Here is a 21,975-nt window from a genome sequence, read left to right as displayed (position 1 = left end):
ACGGCAATGTGTGCAAAGTCACATTGCGTCGCTTTCTTCACGGGCTAATCGTGAGCGGCCCGCCATGGTGGGAAAACTCCGATCGTATGAGACGATGATAATGATGCTTCTGGAACGGCAGACGCAGCTGCAGCAGTTGGAGAGCCTGCTTGGCGATGCAATAGGCGGCCATGGCCGCGTCGCCGTGCTGGCCGGGGAGGCCGGCGCCGGCAAGACGGCGCTTGTCGAGGCATTCGCGGCCCGTGTCGGAGAGAGCGCGGCGACGTTGCGCAGCGCTTGCGAGGATCTGTCGATCCCCGATCCGCTGGGGCCGCTTTACGATCTGGCCCGTGAGGCGCAATGGGCGCTGCCGCGCGCAATCGACGCCCGGCATGGGCAGAGACTGCCGCTGTTTTCCGATGCGCTCGACGCTTTTGCGGCCAAGGGGCCGTGCCTGCTGATCATCGAAGACCTGCACTGGGCCGATGATGCGACGCTCGATTTCGTGCGCTTCCTCGGCCGGCGTATCGTCAACACCCACATCCTGCTGTTGCTGACGGCGCGCACCGACCGCAGCGAGGGACAGATGCGGGTACGCCGCGCCCTGGGCGAAATCCCGGCCGGCAGCGTGGCGCGCATCGACGTGCCGCTGCTCAGCCAGGCGGCCGTGCTGTCGCTCGCCGATGCGGCCGGCCGCGATGGCGACGCCATCTACCGGGCGACCGCAGGCAATGCCTTCTTTGTCACCGAATTGCTGTCGGCCGAAAACGAAACGGCGCTGCCGGCAAGCGTGCGCGACGCCGTGCTGGCAAGGGCCGAGCGGCTGTCGGTTGGCGCCCGGGCCATGCTCGACGCGGTGTCGGTGTTTCCGCGCCGCGCCGACGCCTGGGCCCTGCAGGGCCTGTGCGGCGTCGCCAGCGCCGGCCAGTTGGCCGAGTGTGTCGCCAACGGCCTGCTTGACGATCTGGGCGACGGCTACGCCTTCCGCCACGACATCGCGCGACGCGCCATCGAAATGATGCTGACGACGTCGCACAGGCGGCAGTTCAACCAGCGTGCGCTGGCGGCACTGCTCGAAAATGGCGACGTCTCCACAGGCCGCCTGGTGCATCATGCGGTCGAGGCGCACAATCTGGCGGCGGTGCGCGAATTTGCGCCAATCGCCGCGCGCGAGGCGTCGCGCGTCGGCGCCCATCGCGATGCCGCCGGCTATTACGAGATCGCCTTGCAGCAGGCCGACAGCCTGCCGGCCACGGAACGTGCGGTACTCTACGAAAGCCATGCGTTCGAGTGTCATCTCATCGGCAAGATCGACGACGCGCTTGCGGCGCAGGGCGAGGCGCGCCGACTGCATCAGGCAGACGGCAACAGGCTGAAGGAGGGCGACAGCCTGAGATGGCTCTCCCGGCTGAGCGAAATGGGCGATGACCGCGAGGCGGCGGCCGCCTTCGGCGCCGAGGCTGTGGCTATGTTGGAAGCGGCTCCCGCCGGTCCCGAACTCGCTATGGCCTATTCGAACCTTTCGCATCTGGCGATGCTTTCGGAGAGGGTGGAAGACACGCTGTTCTATGGCGAGAAGGCAGCGGCGCTGGCTGCGCGCATGAACCGTCCCGACATCGCGTCGCATGCCCTCAACAATGTCGGCTGCGTCGAGCAGTGGCTCAATCCGGATGCCGGACGCCTGCGCCTCGACGAAAGCCTTGAAATTGCGCTCCAAGGCAATTTCCAGGAACATGCCGCGCGCGCCTTCACCAACCGCGCCTGTTTCGAGATCACCCAGATGAGCTACGACGCGGCACGTCCGGTGCTCGAGAGCGGCATCCACTATTGCACCGAGAACGACCTCGGCACCTGGCGCGACTATCTCAGGGGCATGCTGGCCGATGTGCAACTGCGTCAGGGCCAATGGGATGAGGCCGCCGCGACGGCAAGCGATGTCATCGACAATGAGCGGACAACCACCGTGGGCCGGTTTCCGGCGCTGCTGGCACTGGCGAAACTGCGCCTGAGGCGCGGCGATCCCTCGGCCGAGCCGCTGTTCGCCGAAATGGCGCGTCTGGTCGGAAGCGGCGGCGACCTGCAGATGCTGAGCTCTTACGCGGCGCTGATGGCGGAGCAGGCATGGCTGGGCCTGGCCGACAGGCAAGAGGCGCTGGCGCTGATCACCCGCGCCGAAACGCCGGTGCGCTCGCGTGCCCATGTCGGTGAGCTGGCTCTGTGGCGAACATTGCTCTCTCCCGATATGCCGGCCGGCGACACCGCCGAGATGGCGACACCATACCGGCTGCTCCTGACCGGCGACTGGCGTTCGGCTTCGGCACTCTGGTCCGAATTGAATGCGCCATACGAGCGCGGACTGGCGCTCATCCTCGGCGATGACGAGGGGCAGCGTCTGGCATTGGATATTTTCGACGGCCTGGGGGCAAGGCCGGCGGCCCAGCGCCTGCGCGATATCATGCGCAAGAACGGCGTTGGCGGCATCGCCCGCGGCCCGCGCCGCTCGACGCGCGCCAACCTCGCCGGCCTCACCTTGCGCCAGATGCAGGTGCTGCAGCTGATCGAACGCGGCCTGTCAAACAAGCGGATCGCCGAGCAATTGACGATTTCGCCAAAGACGGTCGATCACCATGTCTCGGCGGTGCTGGGCAAGCTGGATGCGGTGTCGCGCGGCGAGGCGACGGCGGCGGCGCGCGATTCGGGGTTGTTGTGAGGGTTTGACGAGGGTTGGACCGAGAGGTCGCGATCCTTCGCACCCCCCCTCTGTCCTGCCGGACATCTCCCCTCAAGGGGGAAGATTGGCTGTCACTGTGGCTTTCGCCAATTGTCGAAATTGAAAGAAGTTACGGCGCCGAAGCTGCTGATCTCCCCCCTTGAGGGGGGAGATGGCCGGCAGGCCGGAGGGGGGTGCTGTCCCGCCGACCTAGCCGCTGAAATCAGGCAAACGCGCCGTGGCAGTGCTTGTATTTCTTGCCGGAGCCGCAGGGGCAGGCTTCGTTGCGGCCGATCTTGCCCCAGGTCGCCTGGTTGTTCGGATCGCGGTCTTCGGGAGCGACGATGGCGTTGCTCTCCTGGCGAACCAGAAGTGCGGTCTCGCCACCCTCGAAATCGTCCTCGCCCGTGGTGCCGTCAATGTGGCTGCCGAACATTTCCGGCGCTTCGGGCGGCGGCGCTTCGGCGGCCTGGCGGACCAGTTCGACGCGCATCAATTGCGCGGTGACGGCCTGGCGCAGATTGCCGAGCAGCGCCTGGAACAGCTCGAACGCCTCGCTCTTGTATTCCTGCAGCGGGTCGCGCTGGGCGTAGCCGCGGAAGCCGACGACCGAACGCAGATGGTCGAGGTTGACGATGTGCTCGCGCCACAGATGATCGAGCGTCTGCAACACCACCGAGCGTTCGACATAGCTCATCACGTCTGGGCCGAAGCGCTCGGCGCGCTCCTTGGCGGCGGCGTCGGCGGCCTTGGTCAGGCGCTCGCGGATGTCGTCCTCGGCAATGCCTTCTTCCTTGACCCAGTCCTCGACCGGCAGGTCGAGATTGAGGAATTCGGCGACCTCGGCCTTGAGGCCGGCGACGTTCCACTGCTCGGCATAGGCGTTTTCGGGGATGTTCTTGGTGACGATCTCCTCGATGACGCCTTCGCGCATCTCGGCGATCGTCTCGGACAGGCCTTCGCCGTCCATCAATTCGATGCGCTGCTCGAACACCACCTTGCGCTGGTCGTTCGAGACGTCGTCGTATTTCAACAGGTTCTTGCGGATGTCGAAGTTGCGCGCTTCGACCTTCTTCTGCGCCTTTTCCAGCGCCTTGTTGATCCACGGATGGATGATGGCCTCGTCTTCCTTGAGGCCAAGCTTCTGCAGCATGCCGTCCATGCGCTCGGAGCCGAAGATGCGCATCAGATCGTCCTGCAGCGACAGGAAGAATTTCGAACGGCCGGGGTCGCCCTGGCGGCCGGAGCGGCCGCGGAGCTGGTTGTCGATGCGGCGCGATTCATGGCGCTCGGTGGCGAGCACGTAGAGGCCGCCGGCGGCCAGCGCCTTTTCCTTCAGGCGCTCGACATCGGCAATGATTTCCTTTTCGCGCGCCTCTCGCTCGGGACCAGCAGGCATGTCGCCCAGTTCGTCCTCGATGCGCATCTCGGCGTTGCCGCCGAGCTTGATGTCGGTGCCGCGTCCCGCCATGTTGGTGGCGATGGTGATGGCGCCGGGCTTGCCGGCCTGGGCGACGATGGCCGCTTCGCGCTCGTGATGGCGGGCGTTCAGCACTTCGAAATCCTTGAACCCTTCCTTGCGCAGGCGCTCGGCCAACTGCTCGGATTTCTCGATCGAGGTGGTGCCGACCAGCGTCGGCTGGCCCTTGGCGCGCGCTTCCTTGATCTCCTTGACGATCGCCTTGTACTTCTCCTCGACCGTCCGGTAGACCTCGTCGTCCTCGTCCTTGCGGATGACCGGCAGATTGGTCGGGATCTCGGTGACTTCGAGGCCGTAAATGTTGCCGAACTCCTCGGCCTCGGTCAGCGCCGTGCCGGTCATGCCGGACAGCTTCTTGTAGAGGCGGAAATAGTTCTGGAAGGTGACGGAGGCCAGCGTCTGGTTTTCCGGCTGGATCGCGACATGCTCCTTGGCTTCGAGCGCCTGGTGCAGGCCTTCCGAATAGCGGCGTCCCGGCATCATGCGGCCGGTGAATTCGTCGATGATGACGATCTCGTCGTTGCGGACGATGTAGTCCTTGTCCTTCTGGAACAGCCGGTGCGCCTTCAGCGCGTTGTTGACGTGGTGGACGATGGCGACGTTCTCGACGTCATAGAGCGACTCGCCCTTGAGCAGGCCGGCCGCGCGCAGCAGGTTTTCCAGCTTCTCGGTGCCTTCCTCGGTGAAGATCGAGGTCTTCTGCTTCTCGTCGATCTCGTAGTCGGCTGGGCCGAGCTGCAGCATGAAGGCATCGATGGTGTTGTACATTTCTGAACGGTCTTCGAGCGGACCGGAAATGATCAGCGGCGTGCGCGCCTCGTCGACCAGGATGGAATCGACTTCGTCGACGATCGCGTAATTGTGGCCGCGCTGCACCATCTGCGCGCGCTCATACTTCATGTTGTCGCGCAAATAGTCGAAGCCGAGCTCGTTGTTCGTGGCATAGGTAACATCGGACGCGTAGGCGACGCGGCGCTCCTCGTCGGACAGGCCATGGACGATGACGCCGACCGAGAGGCCGAGGAATTTGTAGACGCGGCCCATCCATTCGGAGTCGCGGGTGGCGAGATAGTCGTTGACGGTGACGACATGGACGCCCTTGCCGGCAAGCGCGTTGAGATAAACGGGCAGGGTGGCGACCAGGGTCTTGCCCTCGCCGGTGCGCATTTCGGCGATGCCGCCATTGTGCAGCACCATGCCGCCGATCAGCTGCACGTCGAACGGGCGCATGCCGAGCACGCGGCGGGATGCCTCGCGGACGGTGGCGAAGGCCGGCACCAGCAGGTCATCGAGCGTAGCGCCGTTGGCGATATCCTGGCGGAATTTTTCCGTGCGGGCCTGAAGCTCGGCGTCGGACAGCGCCCGCATCTCGTTTTCCATGGCGTTGATCGCCTCGACACGCGGCCGGGTCGATTTTACGCGACGATCGTTGGAGGAACCGAAAACCTTACGGGCGAGACCGCCGAGACTGACCATCCGATGGTCCTTTCGATAGAATTCTCAATTTTGAGATGAGCGCCGGCCGGCCCCATCAATTCCGCGTGAAACGCGGACAAACACAAAAAGCGCCCGGAAAACGGTTCTGGACGCAAAGTCGTTGGACAGATAAGAGGGGGCTCAACTGATGTCAACGCCGCGTTAGCCCTATGGGCAGCGCCAAATTCCGCCACAATCCGGCTGATCTGCAAGCCTACCAATCCCCCCTTGGAGTTAATCTTGATGTCCTTACTGTTTCGCCGTGCGTCGCTCGCCAGCCTTGGCTTGGCTTTCGGCCTGTCGGCCCTGTCGCTGTCTCCGCTGATGGCCCAGGAAGCCGCTCCCGCCCCGGCCGATGCCGCAGCAGCGCCGGCGGCAGCCCCCGTCGATCCGAACGCCGTTATCGCTACCGTCAATGGCCAGAAGCTGACCGAGGCGGACCTTGGGCTTGCCGAGGGCGAGCTGTCGCAGCAGTTCTCGCAGTTGCCACCCGAGCAGCGCCGCGCCGCCGCCCTTTCGGCGGCCATCGAAATCCGCGTCATGGCCGCCCAGGCGGTCGCTATCGGGCTCGACAAGGATCCCGAATTCCAGCGCCGCATGGCGTTCCTGCAGCAGCGCGCGCTGCATGGCGAGATGGTCGAGAAGGGCGTCGTCGACAAGGTTACCGATGCCGAGGTGCGCGCCCGCTACGACCAGGAAATCGCCAGCACGCCGCCGGTCAATGAGATTCATGCCCGTCACATCCTCGTGAAGACGAAGGAAGAGGCCGAGGCGATCATCAAGCAGCTCGATGGCGGCGCAGACTTCCAGAAGCTCGCCAACGAGCATACCAGCGATCCCTCGGGCAAGACCAATGGCGGTGATCTCGGCTGGTTCGGCCCGGGGCAGATGGTGCCGGAATTCGACAAGGCGGCAGTTGCGCTCGAAATCGGCAAATACACCAAGGAGCCGGTGCAAACGCAATTCGGCTGGCATGTCATCAAGCTCGAGGACAAGCGCACCAAACAGCCGCCGGCCTTCGACGACGTCAAGGACCAGGCCAAGCAGGCGGTGATCCGCGACAAGTATTTCGCACTGGTCAAGCAGCTGCGCGGCGCCGCCAAGGTCGAAATCCCCGACGCCAATCTGAAGAAGGCCGTCGACACGATGGAAGCCGGCAAGTAAGGCCGGCACCGAAAAAACATGCAAAGGGCGCCGTTCGGCGCCCTTTTCAATTGCGGGAGATGCCTGACATCACATAGCGGGCAGTGGCACGGATTGTCGCCTCATCTTCGTCCAGCCGGTTGGTCAAAAGGTGTTTCCAGGCATAGGAAGCGATGAGGTCGGCGACCAGCGCTGCGTCGATATCGGCCGCAACCTCGCCGCGCGCCTTGGCGCGCTCGATGATCCGAGCGGTGTGGGACACGCGCCCATCGGCATAGCCAGTCAGGGCCGCGGCCGCCGCTTCGTCCGACTGGGCCTCGGCGATCAGCGAGCGGAATACGCTGCCCGAGGATGTGTCGCGCCAATGCGCGAAGAGGTTCCTCAGGAAACCGACGAGGTCGTCTTCGAGACTGCCGGTATCGGGGACGTCGACACGCTTTTGCCGCTTGTAGACCTCCAGCAGCAGGGCCGCCTTGCTCGGCCACCAGCGATAGATCGTGGGTTTGCCGGCGCGGGCACGCCGCGCGACGGCCTCGATGGAGAAGCCGGCATAGCCGGCCTCGACCAGTAGTGCCTCCGCGGCCTCGAGAATGGCCTCGGCGCTGTCCGGATTGCGCCGCGCCCCAATCGATCTGCGCGCCGGATCCTCGCCCATATTTGTCCTCGCCAGCAATTTCGTAGACAATATAGGTTAGCTGGCAGTCAAACGAAACGGCCCGTTTCCAGCGGTGTAGAAACAGGTCTCACATTCGCCCTTGGCGGGGATTTCAGTTCATCGCTTGCGAGGTTTCCGAGGCGATCCGCCATTGGCCGTCGCTCTTCACAAGCCCAAGCGTGACGCGTGCCTTGCCGGTCATGCGCGCCGCCGATTTGTCTTTCGACATATAGTCATAGCTCATCGCGAACACGGCTTCGGCGCGGTTCTCGCCCTGCGGCGTCACCTCGAGGCTGCCGGGCTCGAGATTGAACGACCAGGATGCAAATTGCGCGAACCAGTCCGTCTTGAGCTTGACGACGGCGTCGCTGTCATAGCGCGTGCCGAAGATGGTGGCGGAAGGCGCATAGAGCCGTTTGACGGTCTCGCCGATCGCCGCGGCATCGGGCGCAAGATAGGCGTCGCGCAGAAATTTCTCGATCGCGGTTTTGTCGTCGCCAACGGAACGTTCGAGCGCTGCCACCTGGCTGGACTGCGCCGGCGCAACGGCCGGCGGCGGCGCTGCAGCCACACCGTCAGGCACAAACTCAAACCGTTCGAGCAGCGAGCCCTGTTCCCATGGGCGCTGGCCCTCACGGGTTTCGGAAACCACGTCGCGGCGCACCGCGATCATCATGTCGTTGATGCTCTGGCCGGGCTCGGCCATGTGCCGCAGCAGGGCGGCGGCGAACGGCGAATTGCGCCCGGTGCCGTCCATGGCGACAGCGCCTGGCGCCGTCGAGAAGGCGATGAAGGAGCCGCGCGTCGAATCGAACTGCGCCAGACCGGCAAGCGCCGTTGCCGAGCGCGTGGTGGCGGTGCGACTCAGGCTGCGGGCAAAGGGATTGTTGCGGCAGGCGTCAAGGAAAACCAGGCTGACCTTGGTCTGCTGCTCCATGATGTCGAGGACTTCGTCGATCGGCACGGCTTCGAGCTGCAGCTTGACCGGCATGTCGAGCCGGGCGTCGACCGGCACGATGTAGTTGCGCCCTTCCACCTGCAGGCCGTGGCCGGCGTAATAGAAAAGCCCGACGCCCGCACCTTCCAGCGCGTCGGAAAATTCGCCGATCTTGCGCTCGAGTTCGCGCTTGCCGAGATCGTTGCCCTCGATGACGTCGAAGCCGATCGAGCGCAGCTTGCCGGCAATATCGAGGGCATCGTTGACCGGATTGGTGAGCGTGCCGGCTTCGGCATAGGTGCCATTGCCGATGACCAGCGCCACGCGCCGTTCCGGCTGCGCATCGGCGCTCAGGAGCAAAAGCCCCATACACGCCACCGCCAAGATCACCAGCCTGCCCATGGCCGATATCATAACGCCAGAGGCCCCGGTGACGCCAACGGATTTGAAATGCAAGCTTAATCCCTGGTGGCTTGCCGACAGCGGCGGCCAAGAAAACGCCCTTGCGCCGGGCCGTGCTATCGGGCAAACCGGCCTTCGCCTAGCGTTTTTCCGTCGCCCGAGGTCCCCAATGTCCGCAACGATTTCGCCGCTCGCGCCGAAGAAATATCCCAAAATGCCTGCCATTGAGGGCGTGCGCATCGCCACCGCCGAGGCCGGGATCAAGTACAAGAACCGTACCGACCTCTTGGCCATGGTCTTCGATGCCGGCACAGCGGTTGCCGGCGTGTTCACGAAGTCGAAATGCCCCTCGGCGCCGGTCGACTTCTGCCGCGAGAACCTTGGCGCCGGCAAGGCGCGGGTGCTGGTCGTCAATTCCGGCAACGCCAACGCCTTCACCGGCAAGAAGGGCCGCGCCTCCACCCAACTGACCGGCGAGGCCGCGGCCAAGGCCGCAGGCTGCACGCCAGGCGAAGTGTTCCTCGCTTCTACCGGGGTAATCGGCGAGCCGCTCGACACCACCAAATTCAGCCATTTGCTCGCCGGACTGGTCAAGGACGGCAAGCCGGATCTGTGGACCGAGGCCGCAAAGGCCATCATGACCACCGACACCTATCCGAAAGTGGCGACAGCGACGGTCAAGCTCGGCGACACCGACGTCATCATCAATGGCATCTCCAAGGGCGCCGGCATGATCGCGCCCGATATGGCGACTATGCTGTCCTTCATCGCCACCGATGCGCCGATCGCCGCCCCCGTGCTGCAGGACTTGTTGTCGCGCGGCACGGCCAAGACCTTCAACGCCGTCACCGTCGACAGCGACACCTCGACCAGCGACACGCTGCTGTTGTTCGCCACCGGAGCCGCTGCCGAGCGCGGCGCGCCCGCCATCAGCGATCCCAAGGATGCGCGTCTCGGCGCGTTCCGCCGGGCGCTGGGCAAGGTGCTCAAATCGCTGGCGCTGCAAGTGGTGCGCGACGGCGAGGGCGCCCGCAAGCAGGTCGAAGTCACCGTTACCGGCGCCAAATCGGCGCGCTCGGCCAAGCGCATCGCGCTGTCCATCGCCAATTCGCCGCTGGTCAAGACGGCGGTTGCCGGCGAGGACGCCAATTGGGGCCGCGTCGTCATGGCCGTCGGCAAGGCCGGCGAGCCGGCCGATCGCGACCGGCTGTCGATCTGGTTCGGCGACAACCGTCTGGCGCATGAGGGCGAACGCGACCCGGGCTACTCCGAGGAAGCGACCTCGGCCTATATGAAGCGCGACGACATTCGCATCCGCGCCGATATCGGTATCGGCCGCGGCAAGGCGACGGTGTGGACCTGCGACCTCACCAAGGAATATGTCGCCATCAATGGCGATTACCGGAGTTGATGGGTTGGCTTCCAGGCATCCGGCAAGCATGCTCGCCATCGTGCGCCGCTACGAGGCTGCGGGGTTTCGCGCCTGGCCGGCGGCGGCCGTGCATTATGACGGCACCTGGGTGGTGCGGCTGACAGCCGGCCATCCGGCCAAGCGGCTGAACTCGGTCAACCCGCTCGATCCCGGCGACACCCAGCACATTGCCGAGCGCATCGGCCGCGCCAGCCGGCGCTTCGACGCCTATGGCAGGCCGCTGACCTTCCGCATCTCGCCGCTGTCGGGGCCGGACCTAGCCAAGCATCTCGACAATGAGGGCTGGAGCACATTCGACGAATCCCTGGTGATGCGGCTGCCGCTGGCGGACGCGCAACTGGCGCCGGCCATGGACCAGATTCCGCTGAAGGATATCAGCCGCTTTCTCGGCGCGTCGCTCAAGGTCAGCGGCTCGGATGCATCGCTGCGGCCCGGTTTTTCGGAAATCATCGGCGCCATCCAACCCGAAGTCGGGCTGTTTGCGCTGGAGGAAGGGGCCGACCCTCTGGCGGTGCTGATCTGCGTCCATGACGGCGATCTTGCCGGCCTGTTCGAGATCGCCACCGCCAAGTCGGCGCGCAATCAGGGCCATGGCCGCAACCTGATCCTGTCGGCGCTGAAGTGGGCGAGGCTGCGTGGCGCTCGCGAAGCCTGGCTGCAGGTCGAGGCCGGCAATGCGCCGGCGCTGGCGCTCTATCGCTCGCTGGGCTTCGACGAAGTCTATCGCTACCACTATCGCCGGCCGCCGGGCGCATGAGCGAGATCACCGGCAAACGCCTGCTGCTGGTCGCCGCGTGCGCGCTGGTCGATACCGATGGGCGGGTGCTTCTGGCGCAGCGGCCCGAGGGCAAACAGCTTGCCGGCCTGTGGGAATTTCCCGGCGGCAAGGTAGAGCCAGGCGAGACGCCGGAACAATGCCTGATCCGCGAACTGCAGGAAGAAATCGGCATCGAGACTGACATTCCTTGCCTGGCGCCGCTCACCTTCGCCAGCCATTCCTATGATGATTTCCATCTCCTGATGCCCCTGTTCGTCTGCCGCCGCTTCCGCGGCATCGCGCAGCCCAGGGAAGGGCAGGCGTTGAAATGGGTGCGGCCAAAGCAGATGCGCGACTATCCCATGCCGCCGGCCGACGCGCCGCTAATCCAGTTCCTCATCGACCTGTTGTGATACAAAGCCATTTCGCGGTCTGATCTAGCCAGCGTTAATGGAAGATTTATCTCGTCGTGAAAAATTGCGGCAAAGCGGGTTCACGGGGAGCGATTGCATGAGCCTCGACAGGGAATGGGACTCGATCCGGCCAGATCGCAGCTTTCGCGCCGCCGGCGTCGGCTTATTGCGCGTCACGCTGTTGTTCGGCTCGGCCGCAGTGGCGCTGGCGCTGATCGCGGTCCCCGTGCTGGACAACCAGACGCGATCATCCAGCCGCGATGCTCTTGCAGGCGGTCTCGACCCGATGAGCACGGGTTCGATCGGCTCGCGGGCCACCTATACGCTGCGCAGAAGCGTGCTGCAGCCCTCACCGAGCTCAGTCTGCATCATCCGCGCCGACGGCCAACGCAGCGGCGACTGCTGACCAACAAGGTCGACACCAGCTTGAGAACTTCCTCAACGCAGGCCCATTTCACAGCCTGTTAAGCTTGTGCCGTTAACCTTTCTTAACAGGTCGGCGATATGGTCGGGGATGAGAGGGATCGACGATCATGAAGCCATTGCTGCGCCGATTTTTGCAGGACGAAACAGGCGCCACGGCCATTGAATATGGCCTGATCGTTGCGGTGCTGTCGCTTGCCATCGTCGGGGGTGTCGGCAAGGCCAGCAATGCGATCCAGTTTCTGTTCAGCGACAACAACAGCAGGCTCGCAAACGCCTTCGCCGAGCACTGATCCGGAGCGCCGTCACCGCCCGCCGGGGTTTTCCAGTATCGTCTTCAGCGAGACCTTCGCCGAACCCGGTTTCAAGGGCTTTTGCTGCGAGGCATCGGGCGCCCAGCCCGACATCCAGACGATGGAAAAGCTTGCCCTGATGCGGCCATCAGCGTCCGAAAAGCGTTCGGCATAGATTTCGGCGGCACGGGTAAAATGCTTTCGCGCTCCCGGTCGCCGGCTGCGATCGGTCAGCGCGCTGGTTTCGCCCATCGCCCTGAGATCGGCAATGAGGTCGAAGAGGGTATCGTAGCGGACGGTCACCGTTTCGACGTCGGCCACCGGCAGCGCCAGTCCGGCGCGCTGCAGCAGTGCGCCGGCGTCGCGAACATCGGTGAAGGGGATGACACGCGGGCTGGCGCCGCCATAGAGTTCGGTCTCGGCGGCGAGCAGGCTTTCGCGCAATTCGGAAAGCGTGCCGGCGCCGGCAAAGGCGCCGAGGAAAAGCCCGTCGGGCCGCAGAGCGCGGCGGATCTGCACCAGCATGCCGGGAATGTCGTTCATCGCCTGCAACGACAGAAGTGAAACGACGAGGTCGAGGCTTTCCGGCTGGAACGGCACTGTTTCCAGCGGTGCTATCAGCCCTGGCCGGCCGTCCAGAAACGCTGGATCTGCCTCGACGCGCACGATCTCCGCTGCCTTGCCGCTTGCAGCGACCACGTCCGTTGCGTCCGGCGTCTGGCAAAACAGCACCGCGGCCTTGCCGAATTTCCGCTCGACCGCGCCGAGCCGGTCGGCAAGGTCTTCCGCCGCCCGCCGCATCAGAAAATCCGCGCCGGCTACGGGGTGGGCCAGCGCCCTGCGCTTGCGCACCAGCCAAAGTTCAGTATCGATGATCGGCTGCAACGGTAGACATCCCTGTTTGTCCGTCTAGTGATATCCTGGCGCGGACGTCAAAACCACGTGGCCGATCCGGTGATGGAGATCAAGAGCCTCGCTCAAACCATGTTGAAACTGGCCATGTTGGACTGGCCGGCGCGGATGCTGTTCCCGCCGGTCTGTGCCGGCTGTCGCAGGCACGTCTCGCAACCCGGCGTTTTGTGCGGTGCCTGCTGGCCGAAACTCAGGCTGCTGGAGCGGCCATGGTGCGCGGTGATGGGCACGCCATTCACGCACGATATGGGCGAGGGATTCCTGTCGGCCGAGGCGATCGCCGATCCGCCGCCGTTCGAGCGGGCGCGGGCGGCCGTGGCCTATTCAGGTGTCGCCCGCCAGATGGTGCAAGGTCTGAAATACCAGGATCGCACCGATCTGGCGCCGTGGATGGCGCGCTGGATGCTGCGCGCCGGCGCTGAGCTAATTGCAGACGCCGATGTCGTCGTACCGGTGCCGCTGCACTGGCGGCGCTTCTTTCGCCGGCAGTTCAACCAGTCGGCGGAGTTGGCAAGGGCGGTTGCGCAGCTTAGCGGGCTGCCTTTCTCGCCCTCGGCGGTCCGGCGCGTCAAGCTCACGCGCCAGCAGGTCGGGCTGGAGCGGCAGGAGCGCGAGGCCAATGTCCGCGCCGCCTTCCGTGTGCCTGCGGAAGCCGAAATCGAGATCACTGGGCGCCGCGTGCTTCTGGTCGACGATGTCTACACCACCGGCGCCACCGTACGCTCGGTCGCCAGGGCGCTGAAGAAGGGCGGCGCCGGAGCGGTCGATGTGCTGACCTTCGCGCGTGTCCTGCCGGGGGACTTTCGGGCCGACGAGTCCGCGACTATATAAGGTCGAGGAAAGGCACGGACCGATGCTCGATGTGACGATTTACACCCGTATGATGTGCGGCTATTGCGCGGCGGCCAAGCGGCTGCTCGAACGCAAGGGCGTCGCTTACACCGAGCATGACGCTTCGTTTTCGCCGGAATTGCGCCAGGAAATGATTTCGCGGGCGCATGGCCGCTCGACCTTTCCGCAGATTTTCATCGGCGACACGCATGTCGGCGGCTCCGACGACCTCCACGAATTGGAGGCGCGGGGCCAGCTGGACAGGCTGCTTGCCAACGGCTCGACGACAAAGAGCGGTTCGTAGGGCCGCTCTATGTCTTTGTTTTTATGCAATTTCGGACGGAAAACCGGTACACACTTTTCCTGGAATTGCTCAAAGAGGACGTGACGATGGGTGTTTTCAAGGCGGCGGCGATCCAGATGCGTTCGGGCGAGAGCCCCGAGCGCAACGCGGTCGATCTCGAACGGCTGGTTCGCGAGGCGGCAGGCCTCGGTGCAACCTACATCCAGACCCCGGAAATGACCGGAGCGCTGATTCGCGACAAGGAAGCCAGGGCTGCTTCCTTCACCTCGGAAGACAAGGACATCGTCGTGGCGACCGCGCGCAAGCTCGCCAGCGAACTCGGCGTCTTCTTGCATATTGGCTCTACCGCCATCCTGCGCGCCGACGGCAAGCTCGCCAACCGGGCGCTGCTGTTTGGGCCGGATGGCGCGACGCTCGCCACCTATGACAAGATCCACATGTTCGACGTCGATCTCGACAATGGCGAAAGCTGGCGCGAATCCGCCGCCTATGAGCCGGGCACCGAAGCGGTCGTCACCGAGATCGACGGCGCCAGGCTGGGCTTTGCCGTCTGCTACGATCTACGCTTTCCGCAGCTGTTCCGCGCCGAGGCGATGGCCGGCGCCGACCTCTTGTCGGTGCCTGCCGCCTTCACCCGCCAGACCGGCGAAGCGCACTGGCATGTGCTGCTGCGAGCCCGCGCCATCGAGAACGGCGCCTATGTGGTTGCTGCAGCACAAGGTGGCCTGCATGAGGACGGCCGCGAGACCTATGGCCATTCGCTGATCGTCGACCCGTGGGGTCGCATCATCGCCGAGGCCGTCCATGCCGAGCCGGGCGTGATTATCGGCGAGATCGATACCGCACAGTCGTCGGCCGCGCGCAAAAAAATCCCCAACCTTAGGAATGCGCGCGATTTTGCCGTCAATGCCGGCACGGCTGAAGTGCCGCGGCTCAGGGGCGCGGCTTCGTGATCCGCTTTGCCCTGATCTGCGAGCACGAGCACGAATTCGAGGGCTGGTTTCGCAGCAATGACGATTTCGACACGCAGAGGAAGCGCGGCTTCGTCGATTGCCCGAGCTGCGGCTCGCACAAGGTGCAAAAGGCGCTGATGGCGCCAGCCGTCTCCACCGCGCGGAAGCAGGAAACAATTGCGCTGGCCATGGGCGAAACCCAGAAGCAGGCTTTGGCGCAACTGAAGGCGATGGCCGAGAAGGTGCGCGAGAATGCCGACTATGTCGGCGACAAGTTTGCCGAAGAAGCGCGCAAGATCCATTTCGGCGAGAGCGATGCGCGCGGCATCTATGGCGAGGCGACGTTGGACGAAGCCAAGAGCTTGGCCGAGGATGGCATCGATTTCATGCCGATCCCGAGTTTTCCCGAGGAGCGCAATTGAGCGATCAGCTGGCGCTATCGATCAATTTGCCAAGCAACTGAGCCAGTGCCCCCCGCTCCGTGCCGGTGAGCCCGGCGAGGATTTCATGCTCGTTGGCGACGTGGGCGGTCAGGGCTTCGTCGATCAAGGCCAGACCTTTTTCGGTCAGTTGCACGACAATGCCACGCCGGTCGTTGGGGTGCGGGCCGCGCAGGATCAGTCCGGCCTTCTCCAGCCGGTCGAGCCGGTTGGTCATGGCCCCAGAGGTCACCATCGTCGCCTCGTATAGAGCGGTCGGTGTCAGCGCGTAGGGCTGGCCGGAGCGGCGCAGCGTCGCCAGCACATCGAATTCGCCGGCCTGCAGCCCGAAACGGGCAAACAGCGGGGCGAGGCGCTCGCGGGCGATTAGCGACGAGGCTTCGTTCAGCCGCCCAAGCACCAGCATTGGCGACACCTCCAGGTCCGGCCGTTCCCGCTTCCATTGCTCCACCGCCTTTGCCGCGCGATCCATCTGTCTCACCGCTAAGTATCTTGACGTTAAGAATCTTTGTGGTATGCTACCTCAAGATACAGTTTCGACCCAGTGCCGCAAGTGAGTGACGGGACCATCCGATGAAATTTCTCTGGGAATTGGCGCTTGGCCTGCTGGTCGTCACCGGCGGCCTGCTCGGCCTGACCCTGCCGTTCGGCAAGCTGGCGACGGCTGCCGGCGTTCCGGCCATGGTCTGGGCCTTCGTTATCTCGTTCGGCGCCGGGGGCGTGCTGCTGTGCGCGTTGCTCGCGAACGGCGAGCGCATGCGGCTCACCTCGCACAGACTGCGCTATTTCTTCATCACCGCCGCCGTGTCCTACGCCGTGCCCAATCTGCTGATGTTTTCGGCTATCCCGCATCTCGGCGCCGGCTATACCGGCATCATGTTCACGCTGTCGCCGGTCATCACACTGGTGTTTTCGATCCTGCTCGGCGTTCGACGGCCAAATATGCTCGGCAGTATCGGTATCGCCGTCGGCTTCATCGGCGCGGTCATGGTGGCGGTGACTCGCGGCGAGGCCGGCCAGCCGGCCGATTTCTTCTGGGTACTGGTCGGACTTTTGATCCCGGTCAGCCTTGCCGCCGGCAATATCTATCGCACCGTCGACTGGCCCGAAGGCACCGGTCCGATCGAACTGGCCGTCGGCAGCCACCTGGCCTCGGCGACGCTGCTGCTGATCGGCATTCTCGCGCTGTTCGGCGTTGGCGCTTTCGCCCCGCTCAGGGCCGTGCCGCTGGTTGTCGTGGCGCAAGTCGCTTCGGCCTCGGCGATGTTTGCCTTCTTCTTCCGGCTGCAGGCCGTGGGCGGTCCGGTCTATCTCAGCCAGATCGGCTATGTGGCGGCGGCCGTCGGCCTGTTTGCCGGAACCATCTTCCTCGGCGAGCACTACCAGTTGCTGACTTGGGCCGGCGCGGTGATCATCACCATCGGCGTGATCATCACCACCAAGGCGCAGAGCCAGAAGGCATAGGGTCTTTGGTTTACGCAATTCCCTAGGCAAAGCGCTATGCGCTTTTCCCGGGAAAACCGCTTCACACTTTGCTCGAACTGCTCAAGCTCAAATTTGGCTCGCGTCGAGGCGCTTCCGTAGCGCCGGCGGGGCGACGTTTCGCCAGGCGTCCGAACTGCGCTGCGGAATGTCTGTTCGTCGCAGGCTTCGAGCATAATCGACGTCCATCCCTTTTGGCCCCAGCCGCCTGTCACGGGCCTGAAAACCGATGGCTCAGCCGCGGCCATCATCTCTTGCTGGTCGCGGTCGAGCTTGACGACAGCACGGTCGGCTTCGGGCAGCGAGACGAAGATACGGTTGCGGACGCGGAAGTCAGCCTTGCCGAAATGCGATTGCTCGACCGTTTCGGGCAGATCGAGCGCCAGCTCTCGGGCCCTCATAGTGTCCACGGCCGCCCCTTCGTTCAGACCGATCGTTTTTCCGCCAGCACCATATAGTTGACGTCCATGTCCTTGGAGCGTGCCCAGCGGTCGGCGAGAGGATTGTAGGTCACGCCGGTACGGTCGATGATGGTCATGGCGGCGCTGCCGAGCGCCTTTTCAAGCTCTTCGGGCCGCACCAGCTTGCCGAACTGGTGGGTGCCGCGCGGCAGCCACCGCAGCACATATTCGGCGCCGATGATGGCCAGGCCCAGTGCCTTCAGCGTGCGGTTGATGGTAGCCACGAACATGATGCCGCCGGGCTTGACCATCTCGCCGCACTTGCCGATGAACAGGTCGACATCGGCAACATGCTCGACAACTTCCATGTTGAGGACGACGTCGAATTTCTCGCCGGAATCGGCCAAATCCTCAGCGGTCGTAGCGCGATAATCCACCGTCACGCCGCCTTCGGCCGCGTGCAGCTTCGCCACCTCGATGTTGGTTGCCGAGGCGTCGGCGCCGACCACTTCGGCGCCAAGCCTTGCCATCGGCTCGCACAATAACCCACCGCCGCAGCCGATATCGAGGAAACGCAGGCCTTCGAACGGCCGCGCCGCCCGCGGATCGCGGCCAAAGCGCGCCGCCACCTGGTCCCGGATATAGGCAAGCCGGACCGGGTTGAATTTGTGCAGCGGACGGAATTTGCCGTTCGGGTTCCACCATTCGGCGGCAAGCGCGGAAAAGCGTTCCACTTCTCCGGCATCGATTGTCGATCGTCGGGCCTCTGGCATGGGGCGGGTCTCCTCGGACGCTAGGAAGTCGGGTGCCGGGGCAAGAAAGTCAAGGACGGTTTTTGCGACTGCTGGCTAGTCGACCTATGGCCTCGAGATCACAATTGCCGAATGTTCCATCGCAACACTTGCGGGATCGATGGCCCGCATCGCTTCGCAATCGCCGATCTCGGCCATGATGCGGCCCGCGGCGGCGAGAGCCTGCTCGCGACTTCGCCAGCGCACCACATCGACCCATCCGCCATCGTCCCGCCGCGCCAGGCAGCGGTTTACGAAACCAGGTTGCCGCGCCAGCCAGTCGGCGACCAGGTTGTTGGCGGCGGCAAAGGCCGCTTCCGCTCCAGGCTTGAGGCGAAAGGTGACGATTTCCAGGGTCTCGGTCATCTTGCGTCCAGCACGTCGCGCAATTTCGCCGCCAGCTGCTCGATGGTGAAGGGCTTGGCCAGGAAATGCACGTCATGGTCGAGCACGCCATTGTGGACGACGGCGTTCCTGGTGAAGCCGGTGGTGAAGATCACCTTCAGCTTCGGCATGCGCGCCAGCGCCTCCTCGGCGAGCTTGCGCCCATTCATCACCGGCATGACGATATCGGTGAACATGAGCGCCACACCAGGGTTGTCGCCCAGCTTTTCCAGCGCTTCCTGGCCGCTTGCGGCATGAATGACGGTGTAGCCGAGTTCGCGCATGGCATCGGTGGTGGAAGCCCGCACGCGTGGATCGTCCTCCACGACAAGGATGGTTTCGGTGACCGGCACGGCAGGATTTCCGGCTCGTTCCGAAGATATGGCGGCCTCTTCCGGGCCGAAGAAGCGCGGCAGGTAGATCCTGATCGTGGTGCCTTGGCCGGGTTCCGAGTAGATCTTGACGTGTCCGCCGGACTGTTTGACGAAGCCGAACACTTGGCTCAGCCCGAGGCCGGTGCCCTTGTCGACCGGCTTGGTGGTGAAAAATGGCTCGAAAGCCCGCTCCATGACGTCCGCCGGCATGCCGGCGCCGGTGTCGCTGACCGCGATCATCACATACTGGCCGTCTTTGACCTCGGCATGGGTGGCGGCGTAGCTCTCGTCGAGGTGGCTGTTGGCGGTCTCGATGGTCATCTTGCCGTCCTCGCTCATGGCGTCGCGCGCATTGACCGCCAGATTGAGAATGGCATTTTCGAGCTGGCTCGGATCGGCATGGGTCTTCCACAGGCCGCCAGCCAGCACGGTTTCGATGCGGATGGTTTCGCCGAGCGCCCGCCGAAGCAGGTCCGACATGCCGGCGACCAGACGATTGGCGTCTACAACCTGAGGCGCGAGCGGCTGCTGGCGCGAGAAGGCAAGCAGCCGTGACGTCAAGTTTGCGGCCCGGGTCGCCGCATCGGTCGCCGCTTCGATGAATTTCATGATGTCGTGCTCGCCCCGCGCCAGCTTGCGCTGGGCGAGGTTCATGGCGCTGATGATCACCGCCAGCATGTTGTTGAAATCGTGGGCGATACCGCCGGTCAGCTGGCCCACAGCCTCCATCTTCTGCATCTGGCGGATCTGCGATTCGGCCTTTTCACGCGTCTGAATTTCGTTGCCGAGCTCGATGTTCTTGCGCATCAGCTCTTCCTGGGCGATGGCCACTGCGCGGAACCGGCGGCGCGAAAGGCGAACCGTGTAGGCGCCAAGCAGGAAGATCGCCAGCAGCGCCGCTATCGAGCCGATTCGCAGCCAGTTTTCGACCCGGTCGGTATGAGCGTCGCGCGCGGCGATGGCTGCGCCGCCAATGCGCCGGATCGTGTCCATGCTGGCCCGGATCTGGTCCATGGCGGCCTTGCCCTGGCCGCTGCGGACCAGTTCCAGAGCTTTTGCCGCATCGCCGCGATCGTAGAGTGCAATCGTCTCAGCCAATTCGGCCTGGTTTTGTGAAAGCGCGTCCTTGACGTGGTTGATCTGCTGCACGAGTTCGTCGTCCGGCGCGGTCATGCCGTCGATGCGGGCAAGCTGGCCCGGAATGGCGTCGACCGCCTGCCGATAAGGCTGGAGGTAGGATTTCTCGCCGGTCAGGAGATAGCCGCGCTGGCTGGTCTCGGCCTCCTGAGCCATCGCAAGCAAACCGGAAAGCAATTCCTGATACTCGACCGCCTCGCGCGCGGCCTCACGATTGGCTCTCTGGGTCTCGACCAGCACGGCGCGTGTGCCGACGATCAACGCCAGCACGGCGAAGCCGATGAACAGCGGCAGCGATTGCCACCGCATGGCGCGTCGAAGGCGAACAATCATTCGATATGCCGGACCAAAAGGAGTTTCCCGCGGGCAGCATTTGGTAAGCGGCGGCGGGGCCGAACGCAATATGCCGCGATCCTGAAGCCGGCATCCGCCGCCAGCCTTGCGAAACCGTGATCATTTGGCTAAGGAGGCGCGCATTCAGCGGCCGGCTTCTGTCGAGCGCTTACTTCCCCTTTCGGTCCTGGGCCGGCTTCAGTCAAAGGCATTTCGCTTCCATGGCGCGCATCGTGATGAAATTCGGCGGAACCTCCGTCGCCGACATCGCCCGCATCCGCAATGTGGCGCGTCACGTCAAACGCGAGGTCGATGCCGGCCATGAGGTCGCTGTCGTGGTTTCGGCGATGGCGGGCAAGACCAACGAACTGGTTGGCTGGACGCGCGAAGCCTCGCCCATGCACGACGCGCGCGAGTATGACGCCGTGGTCGCCTCGGGCGAGCAGGTGACTGCCGGCCTGCTGGCGATCACACTGCAGAATATGGGCGTCCATGCCCGCTCCTGGCAGGGCTGGCAGATCCCGATCAAGACCGACAACGCGCATGGCGCGGCGCGCATCCTCGACATTGACGGCGCGTTCCTGATCAAGCGCTTCGGCGAGGGCCAGGTGGCTGTCGTCGCCGGCTTCCAGGGCATCGGCCCGGACAACCGCATCGCCACGCTCGGCCGCGGCGGCTCCGACACAAGCGCGGTGGCCATTGCCGCGGCGGTCAAGGCCGACCGCTGCGACATCTACACCGATGTCGACGGCGTCTACACCACCGATCCGCGCATCGAGCCGAAGGCGCGGCGGCTCAACAAGATTTCGTTCGAGGAAATGCTCGAAATGGCCTCGCTCGGCGCCAAGGTCTTGCAGGTGCGCTCGGTCGAGCTTGCCATGGTGCACAGGGTGCGTACGTTCGTGCGGTCGTCCTTCGACGATCCCGATGCGCCCGGAATGGGGGATTTGCTCAATCCTCCGGGAACGCTCATTTGCGACGAGGAAGAGATCGTGGAACAGCAGGTCGTCACCGGAATTGCCTACGCCAAGGACGAAGCGCAGATTTCTCTGCGCCGCGTCGGCGACCGCCCGGGCGTTGCCGCCGGCATTTTCGGCCCGCTGGCCGAGGCCAACATCAACGTCGACATGATCGTCCAGAACATCTCAGAGGACGGCAAGTTCACCGACATGACCTTCACCGTGCCGTCCGGCGACGTGGACAAGGCGCTGGCCGTGCTGGAGCGTCTGAAGGCTTCGATCGGCTATGACGTGGTGCAGTCGGAAGCCGGCATGTCGAAGGTTTCGGTCATCGGCATCGGCATGCGCAGCCATGCCGGTGTGGCCGCCACCGCTTTCAAGGCGCTGGCCGACAAGGCGATCAACATCCGCGCCATCACCACCTCCGAGATCAAGATTTCGATACTGATCGACGGTCCCTACACGGAACTCGCGGTTCGCACTTTGCATTCCGTGTACGGTCTGGATAAGCAGTAGCGAGAGCGATTTGAGTTGTTGCGTGTGCGCCGGTGGCAGTGGAAACTGCGGCGGGCAA

General features: G+C 64.3%; 22 protein-coding genes. 13 read left to right on the top strand and 9 right to left on the bottom strand.

Annotated features, from left to right (window positions below; all coding sequences use genetic code 11):
- Positions 1–100 precede the first annotated feature (100 nt).
- Positions 101–2,689, top strand: coding sequence for an ATP-binding protein (locus tag ACYG9V_RS00495; RefSeq protein ID WP_352762694.1), 2,589 nt, complete (start codon positions 101–103; stop codon positions 2,687–2,689).
- Positions 2,690–2,912: 223 nt separating this feature from the next.
- Here the strand turns inward: ACYG9V_RS00495 and secA are convergent, their stop codons facing one another.
- The gene (gene secA / locus ACYG9V_RS00490) at positions 2,913–5,645 is read right to left on the bottom strand and encodes a preprotein translocase subunit SecA (RefSeq protein ID WP_023672992.1); all 2,733 of its coding nucleotides are present in this window, start codon (positions 5,643–5,645) and stop codon (positions 2,913–2,915) included.
- A 243-nt stretch (positions 5,646–5,888) separates the two neighbouring features.
- Here secA and ACYG9V_RS00485 point away from each other — a divergent pair, with 243 nt between their 5' ends.
- Positions 5,889–6,809, top strand: a complete 921-nt coding sequence (locus ACYG9V_RS00485) for a peptidylprolyl isomerase (protein WP_352762693.1) — start codon at positions 5,889–5,891, stop codon at positions 6,807–6,809.
- 46 nt (positions 6,810–6,855) lie between these two features.
- Here ACYG9V_RS00485 and ACYG9V_RS00480 read toward each other — a convergent pair whose 3' ends face one another.
- Complete coding sequence (locus tag ACYG9V_RS00480) at positions 6,856–7,443, bottom strand: TetR/AcrR family transcriptional regulator (RefSeq protein WP_023701426.1); 588 nt, start codon at positions 7,441–7,443, stop codon at positions 6,856–6,858.
- A 112-nt stretch (positions 7,444–7,555) separates the two neighbouring features.
- Positions 7,556–8,749, bottom strand: a complete 1,194-nt coding sequence (locus tag ACYG9V_RS00475) for a caspase domain-containing protein (protein ID WP_352762691.1) — start codon at positions 8,747–8,749, stop codon at positions 7,556–7,558.
- Positions 8,750–8,951: 202 nt separating this feature from the next.
- On the opposite strand from ACYG9V_RS00475, the gene argJ reads away from it, so the two are divergent.
- The 5 genes from argJ (at position 8,952) to ACYG9V_RS00450 (ending at position 12,100) form a co-directional block, all read left to right on the top strand.
- Positions 8,952–10,193: a bifunctional glutamate N-acetyltransferase/amino-acid acetyltransferase ArgJ gene (gene argJ / locus ACYG9V_RS00470; RefSeq protein ID WP_023822807.1), complete on the top strand. Its 1,242-nt coding sequence runs from the start codon at positions 8,952–8,954 to the stop codon at positions 10,191–10,193.
- Between the two features lie 28 nt (positions 10,194–10,221).
- Positions 10,222–10,971, top strand: a complete 750-nt coding sequence (locus ACYG9V_RS00465) for a GNAT family N-acetyltransferase (protein ID WP_352762748.1) — start codon at positions 10,222–10,224, stop codon at positions 10,969–10,971.
- On the top strand, positions 10,968–11,384 hold the full coding sequence (gene mutT, locus ACYG9V_RS00460) for an 8-oxo-dGTP diphosphatase MutT (protein WP_023685791.1): 417 nt from the start codon (positions 10,968–10,970) through the stop codon (positions 11,382–11,384). The genes ACYG9V_RS00465 and mutT overlap by 4 nt, the downstream gene beginning before the upstream one ends.
- 97 nt (positions 11,385–11,481) lie before the next feature.
- The gene (locus ACYG9V_RS00455) at positions 11,482–11,790 is read left to right on the top strand and encodes a hypothetical protein (protein ID WP_023694000.1); all 309 of its coding nucleotides are present in this window, start codon (positions 11,482–11,484) and stop codon (positions 11,788–11,790) included.
- 127 nt (positions 11,791–11,917) lie between these two features.
- Positions 11,918–12,100 (top strand): Flp family type IVb pilin, encoded by a 183-nt coding sequence (locus tag ACYG9V_RS00450; protein WP_023672984.1) that lies wholly within the window; start codon positions 11,918–11,920, stop codon positions 12,098–12,100.
- A gap of 12 nt (positions 12,101–12,112) precedes the next feature.
- Here the strand turns inward: ACYG9V_RS00450 and ACYG9V_RS00445 are convergent, their stop codons facing one another.
- Positions 12,113–12,985: a methyltransferase domain-containing protein gene (locus ACYG9V_RS00445; protein WP_023693999.1), complete on the bottom strand. Its 873-nt coding sequence runs from the start codon at positions 12,983–12,985 to the stop codon at positions 12,113–12,115.
- A 72-nt stretch (positions 12,986–13,057) separates the two neighbouring features.
- Here ACYG9V_RS00445 and ACYG9V_RS00440 point away from each other — a divergent pair, with 72 nt between their 5' ends.
- The 4 genes from ACYG9V_RS00440 to ACYG9V_RS00425 all read left to right on the top strand — a co-directional run bounded on the left by ACYG9V_RS00440 (position 13,058) and on the right by ACYG9V_RS00425 (position 15,522).
- Positions 13,058–13,843, top strand: a complete 786-nt coding sequence (locus ACYG9V_RS00440; RefSeq protein WP_196814971.1) for a ComF family protein — start codon at positions 13,058–13,060, stop codon at positions 13,841–13,843.
- A gap of 22 nt (positions 13,844–13,865) precedes the next feature.
- Entirely contained in the window at positions 13,866–14,147 is a 282-nt protein-coding gene (gene grxC / locus ACYG9V_RS00435; protein WP_023804564.1) for a glutaredoxin 3, read from the top strand.
- A gap of 86 nt (positions 14,148–14,233) precedes the next feature.
- Positions 14,234–15,100 (top strand): carbon-nitrogen hydrolase family protein, encoded by an 867-nt coding sequence (locus tag ACYG9V_RS00430; protein WP_023804565.1) that lies wholly within the window; start codon positions 14,234–14,236, stop codon positions 15,098–15,100.
- Positions 15,097–15,522: a DUF1178 family protein gene (locus tag ACYG9V_RS00425; RefSeq protein WP_023685783.1), complete on the top strand. Its 426-nt coding sequence runs from the start codon at positions 15,097–15,099 to the stop codon at positions 15,520–15,522. The genes ACYG9V_RS00430 and ACYG9V_RS00425 overlap by 4 nt, the downstream gene beginning before the upstream one ends.
- Positions 15,523–15,526: 4 nt before the next feature.
- On the opposite strand, the gene ACYG9V_RS00420 is transcribed toward ACYG9V_RS00425, so the two are convergent.
- Complete coding sequence (locus ACYG9V_RS00420) at positions 15,527–16,012, bottom strand: MarR family winged helix-turn-helix transcriptional regulator (protein WP_023672979.1); 486 nt, start codon at positions 16,010–16,012, stop codon at positions 15,527–15,529.
- A gap of 101 nt (positions 16,013–16,113) precedes the next feature.
- On the opposite strand from ACYG9V_RS00420, the gene ACYG9V_RS00415 reads away from it, so the two are divergent.
- Positions 16,114–17,004 (top strand): DMT family transporter, encoded by an 891-nt coding sequence (locus ACYG9V_RS00415; RefSeq protein WP_460221889.1) that lies wholly within the window; start codon positions 16,114–16,116, stop codon positions 17,002–17,004.
- Here ACYG9V_RS00415 and ACYG9V_RS00410 read toward each other — a convergent pair.
- The 4 genes from ACYG9V_RS00410 to ACYG9V_RS00395 form a co-directional block, all read right to left on the bottom strand.
- Entirely contained in the window at positions 16,920–17,423 is a 504-nt protein-coding gene (locus ACYG9V_RS00410) for an MmcQ/YjbR family DNA-binding protein (protein WP_460222064.1), read from the bottom strand. The two genes, ACYG9V_RS00415 and ACYG9V_RS00410, sit on opposite strands and share 85 nt — an antisense overlap.
- 23 nt (positions 17,424–17,446) lie before the next feature.
- On the bottom strand, positions 17,447–18,196 hold the full coding sequence (gene ubiG / locus ACYG9V_RS00405) for a bifunctional 2-polyprenyl-6-hydroxyphenol methylase/3-demethylubiquinol 3-O-methyltransferase UbiG (RefSeq protein ID WP_023672976.1): 750 nt from the start codon (positions 18,194–18,196) through the stop codon (positions 17,447–17,449).
- Positions 18,197–18,280: 84 nt separating this feature from the next.
- Positions 18,281–18,580, bottom strand: a complete 300-nt coding sequence (locus ACYG9V_RS00400; RefSeq protein ID WP_023685779.1) for an antibiotic biosynthesis monooxygenase — start codon at positions 18,578–18,580, stop codon at positions 18,281–18,283.
- Entirely contained in the window at positions 18,577–20,418 is a 1,842-nt protein-coding gene (locus ACYG9V_RS00395) for a CHASE3 domain-containing protein (protein WP_023712843.1), read from the bottom strand. The genes ACYG9V_RS00400 and ACYG9V_RS00395 overlap by 4 nt, the downstream gene beginning before the upstream one ends.
- 245 nt (positions 20,419–20,663) lie before the next feature.
- Between ACYG9V_RS00395 and ACYG9V_RS00390 the strand changes: the two genes are divergently transcribed.
- Entirely contained in the window at positions 20,664–21,917 is a 1,254-nt protein-coding gene (locus ACYG9V_RS00390; protein WP_023685777.1) for an aspartate kinase, read from the top strand.
- Positions 21,918–21,975 lie beyond the last annotated feature (58 nt).

The organism is Mesorhizobium sp. W016 (assembly GCF_054719485.1).
The sequence above is the reverse complement of the archived record's forward strand: the minus strand, read 5'-3'. Positions and strand labels throughout refer to the sequence as shown.

Excerpts from the sequence above, each read along its gene's own strand:
- ACYG9V_RS00400 (WP_023685779.1), bottom strand. The coding sequence starts at position 18,580 with ATGACCGAGACCCTGGAAATCGTCACCTTTCGCCTCAAGCCTGGAGCG.
- ACYG9V_RS00475 (WP_352762691.1), bottom strand. The coding sequence starts at position 8,749 with ATGGGGCTTTTGCTCCTGAGCGCCGATGCGCAGCCGGAACGGCGCGTG.
- ACYG9V_RS00465 (WP_352762748.1), top strand. The coding sequence starts at position 10,222 with ATGCTCGCCATCGTGCGCCGCTACGAGGCTGCGGGGTTTCGCGCCTGG.
- ubiG (WP_023672976.1), bottom strand. The coding sequence starts at position 18,196 with ATGCCAGAGGCCCGACGATCGACAATCGATGCCGGAGAAGTGGAACGC.
- mutT (WP_023685791.1), top strand. The coding sequence starts at position 10,968 with ATGAGCGAGATCACCGGCAAACGCCTGCTGCTGGTCGCCGCGTGCGCG.
- ACYG9V_RS00390 (WP_023685777.1), top strand. The coding sequence starts at position 20,664 with ATGGCGCGCATCGTGATGAAATTCGGCGGAACCTCCGTCGCCGACATC.
- ACYG9V_RS00480 (WP_023701426.1), bottom strand. The coding sequence starts at position 7,443 with ATGGGCGAGGATCCGGCGCGCAGATCGATTGGGGCGCGGCGCAATCCG.
- ACYG9V_RS00430 (WP_023804565.1), top strand. The coding sequence starts at position 14,234 with ATGGGTGTTTTCAAGGCGGCGGCGATCCAGATGCGTTCGGGCGAGAGC.
- ACYG9V_RS00420 (WP_023672979.1), bottom strand. The coding sequence starts at position 16,012 with ATGGATCGCGCGGCAAAGGCGGTGGAGCAATGGAAGCGGGAACGGCCG.
- ACYG9V_RS00485 (WP_352762693.1), top strand. The coding sequence starts at position 5,889 with ATGTCCTTACTGTTTCGCCGTGCGTCGCTCGCCAGCCTTGGCTTGGCT.
- ACYG9V_RS00495 (WP_352762694.1), top strand. The coding sequence starts at position 101 with ATGATGCTTCTGGAACGGCAGACGCAGCTGCAGCAGTTGGAGAGCCTG.
- grxC (WP_023804564.1), top strand. The coding sequence starts at position 13,866 with ATGCTCGATGTGACGATTTACACCCGTATGATGTGCGGCTATTGCGCG.
- ACYG9V_RS00440 (WP_196814971.1), top strand. The coding sequence starts at position 13,058 with ATGGAGATCAAGAGCCTCGCTCAAACCATGTTGAAACTGGCCATGTTG.
- ACYG9V_RS00450 (WP_023672984.1), top strand. The coding sequence starts at position 11,918 with ATGAAGCCATTGCTGCGCCGATTTTTGCAGGACGAAACAGGCGCCACG.
- argJ (WP_023822807.1), top strand. The coding sequence starts at position 8,952 with ATGTCCGCAACGATTTCGCCGCTCGCGCCGAAGAAATATCCCAAAATG.
- ACYG9V_RS00395 (WP_023712843.1), bottom strand. The coding sequence starts at position 20,418 with ATGCGGTGGCAATCGCTGCCGCTGTTCATCGGCTTCGCCGTGCTGGCG.
- ACYG9V_RS00415 (WP_460221889.1), top strand. The coding sequence starts at position 16,114 with ATGAAATTTCTCTGGGAATTGGCGCTTGGCCTGCTGGTCGTCACCGGC.
- ACYG9V_RS00455 (WP_023694000.1), top strand. The coding sequence starts at position 11,482 with ATGAGCCTCGACAGGGAATGGGACTCGATCCGGCCAGATCGCAGCTTT.
- secA (WP_023672992.1), bottom strand. The coding sequence starts at position 5,645 with ATGGTCAGTCTCGGCGGTCTCGCCCGTAAGGTTTTCGGTTCCTCCAAC.
- ACYG9V_RS00410 (WP_460222064.1), bottom strand. The coding sequence starts at position 17,423 with ATGAGGGCCCGAGAGCTGGCGCTCGATCTGCCCGAAACGGTCGAGCAA.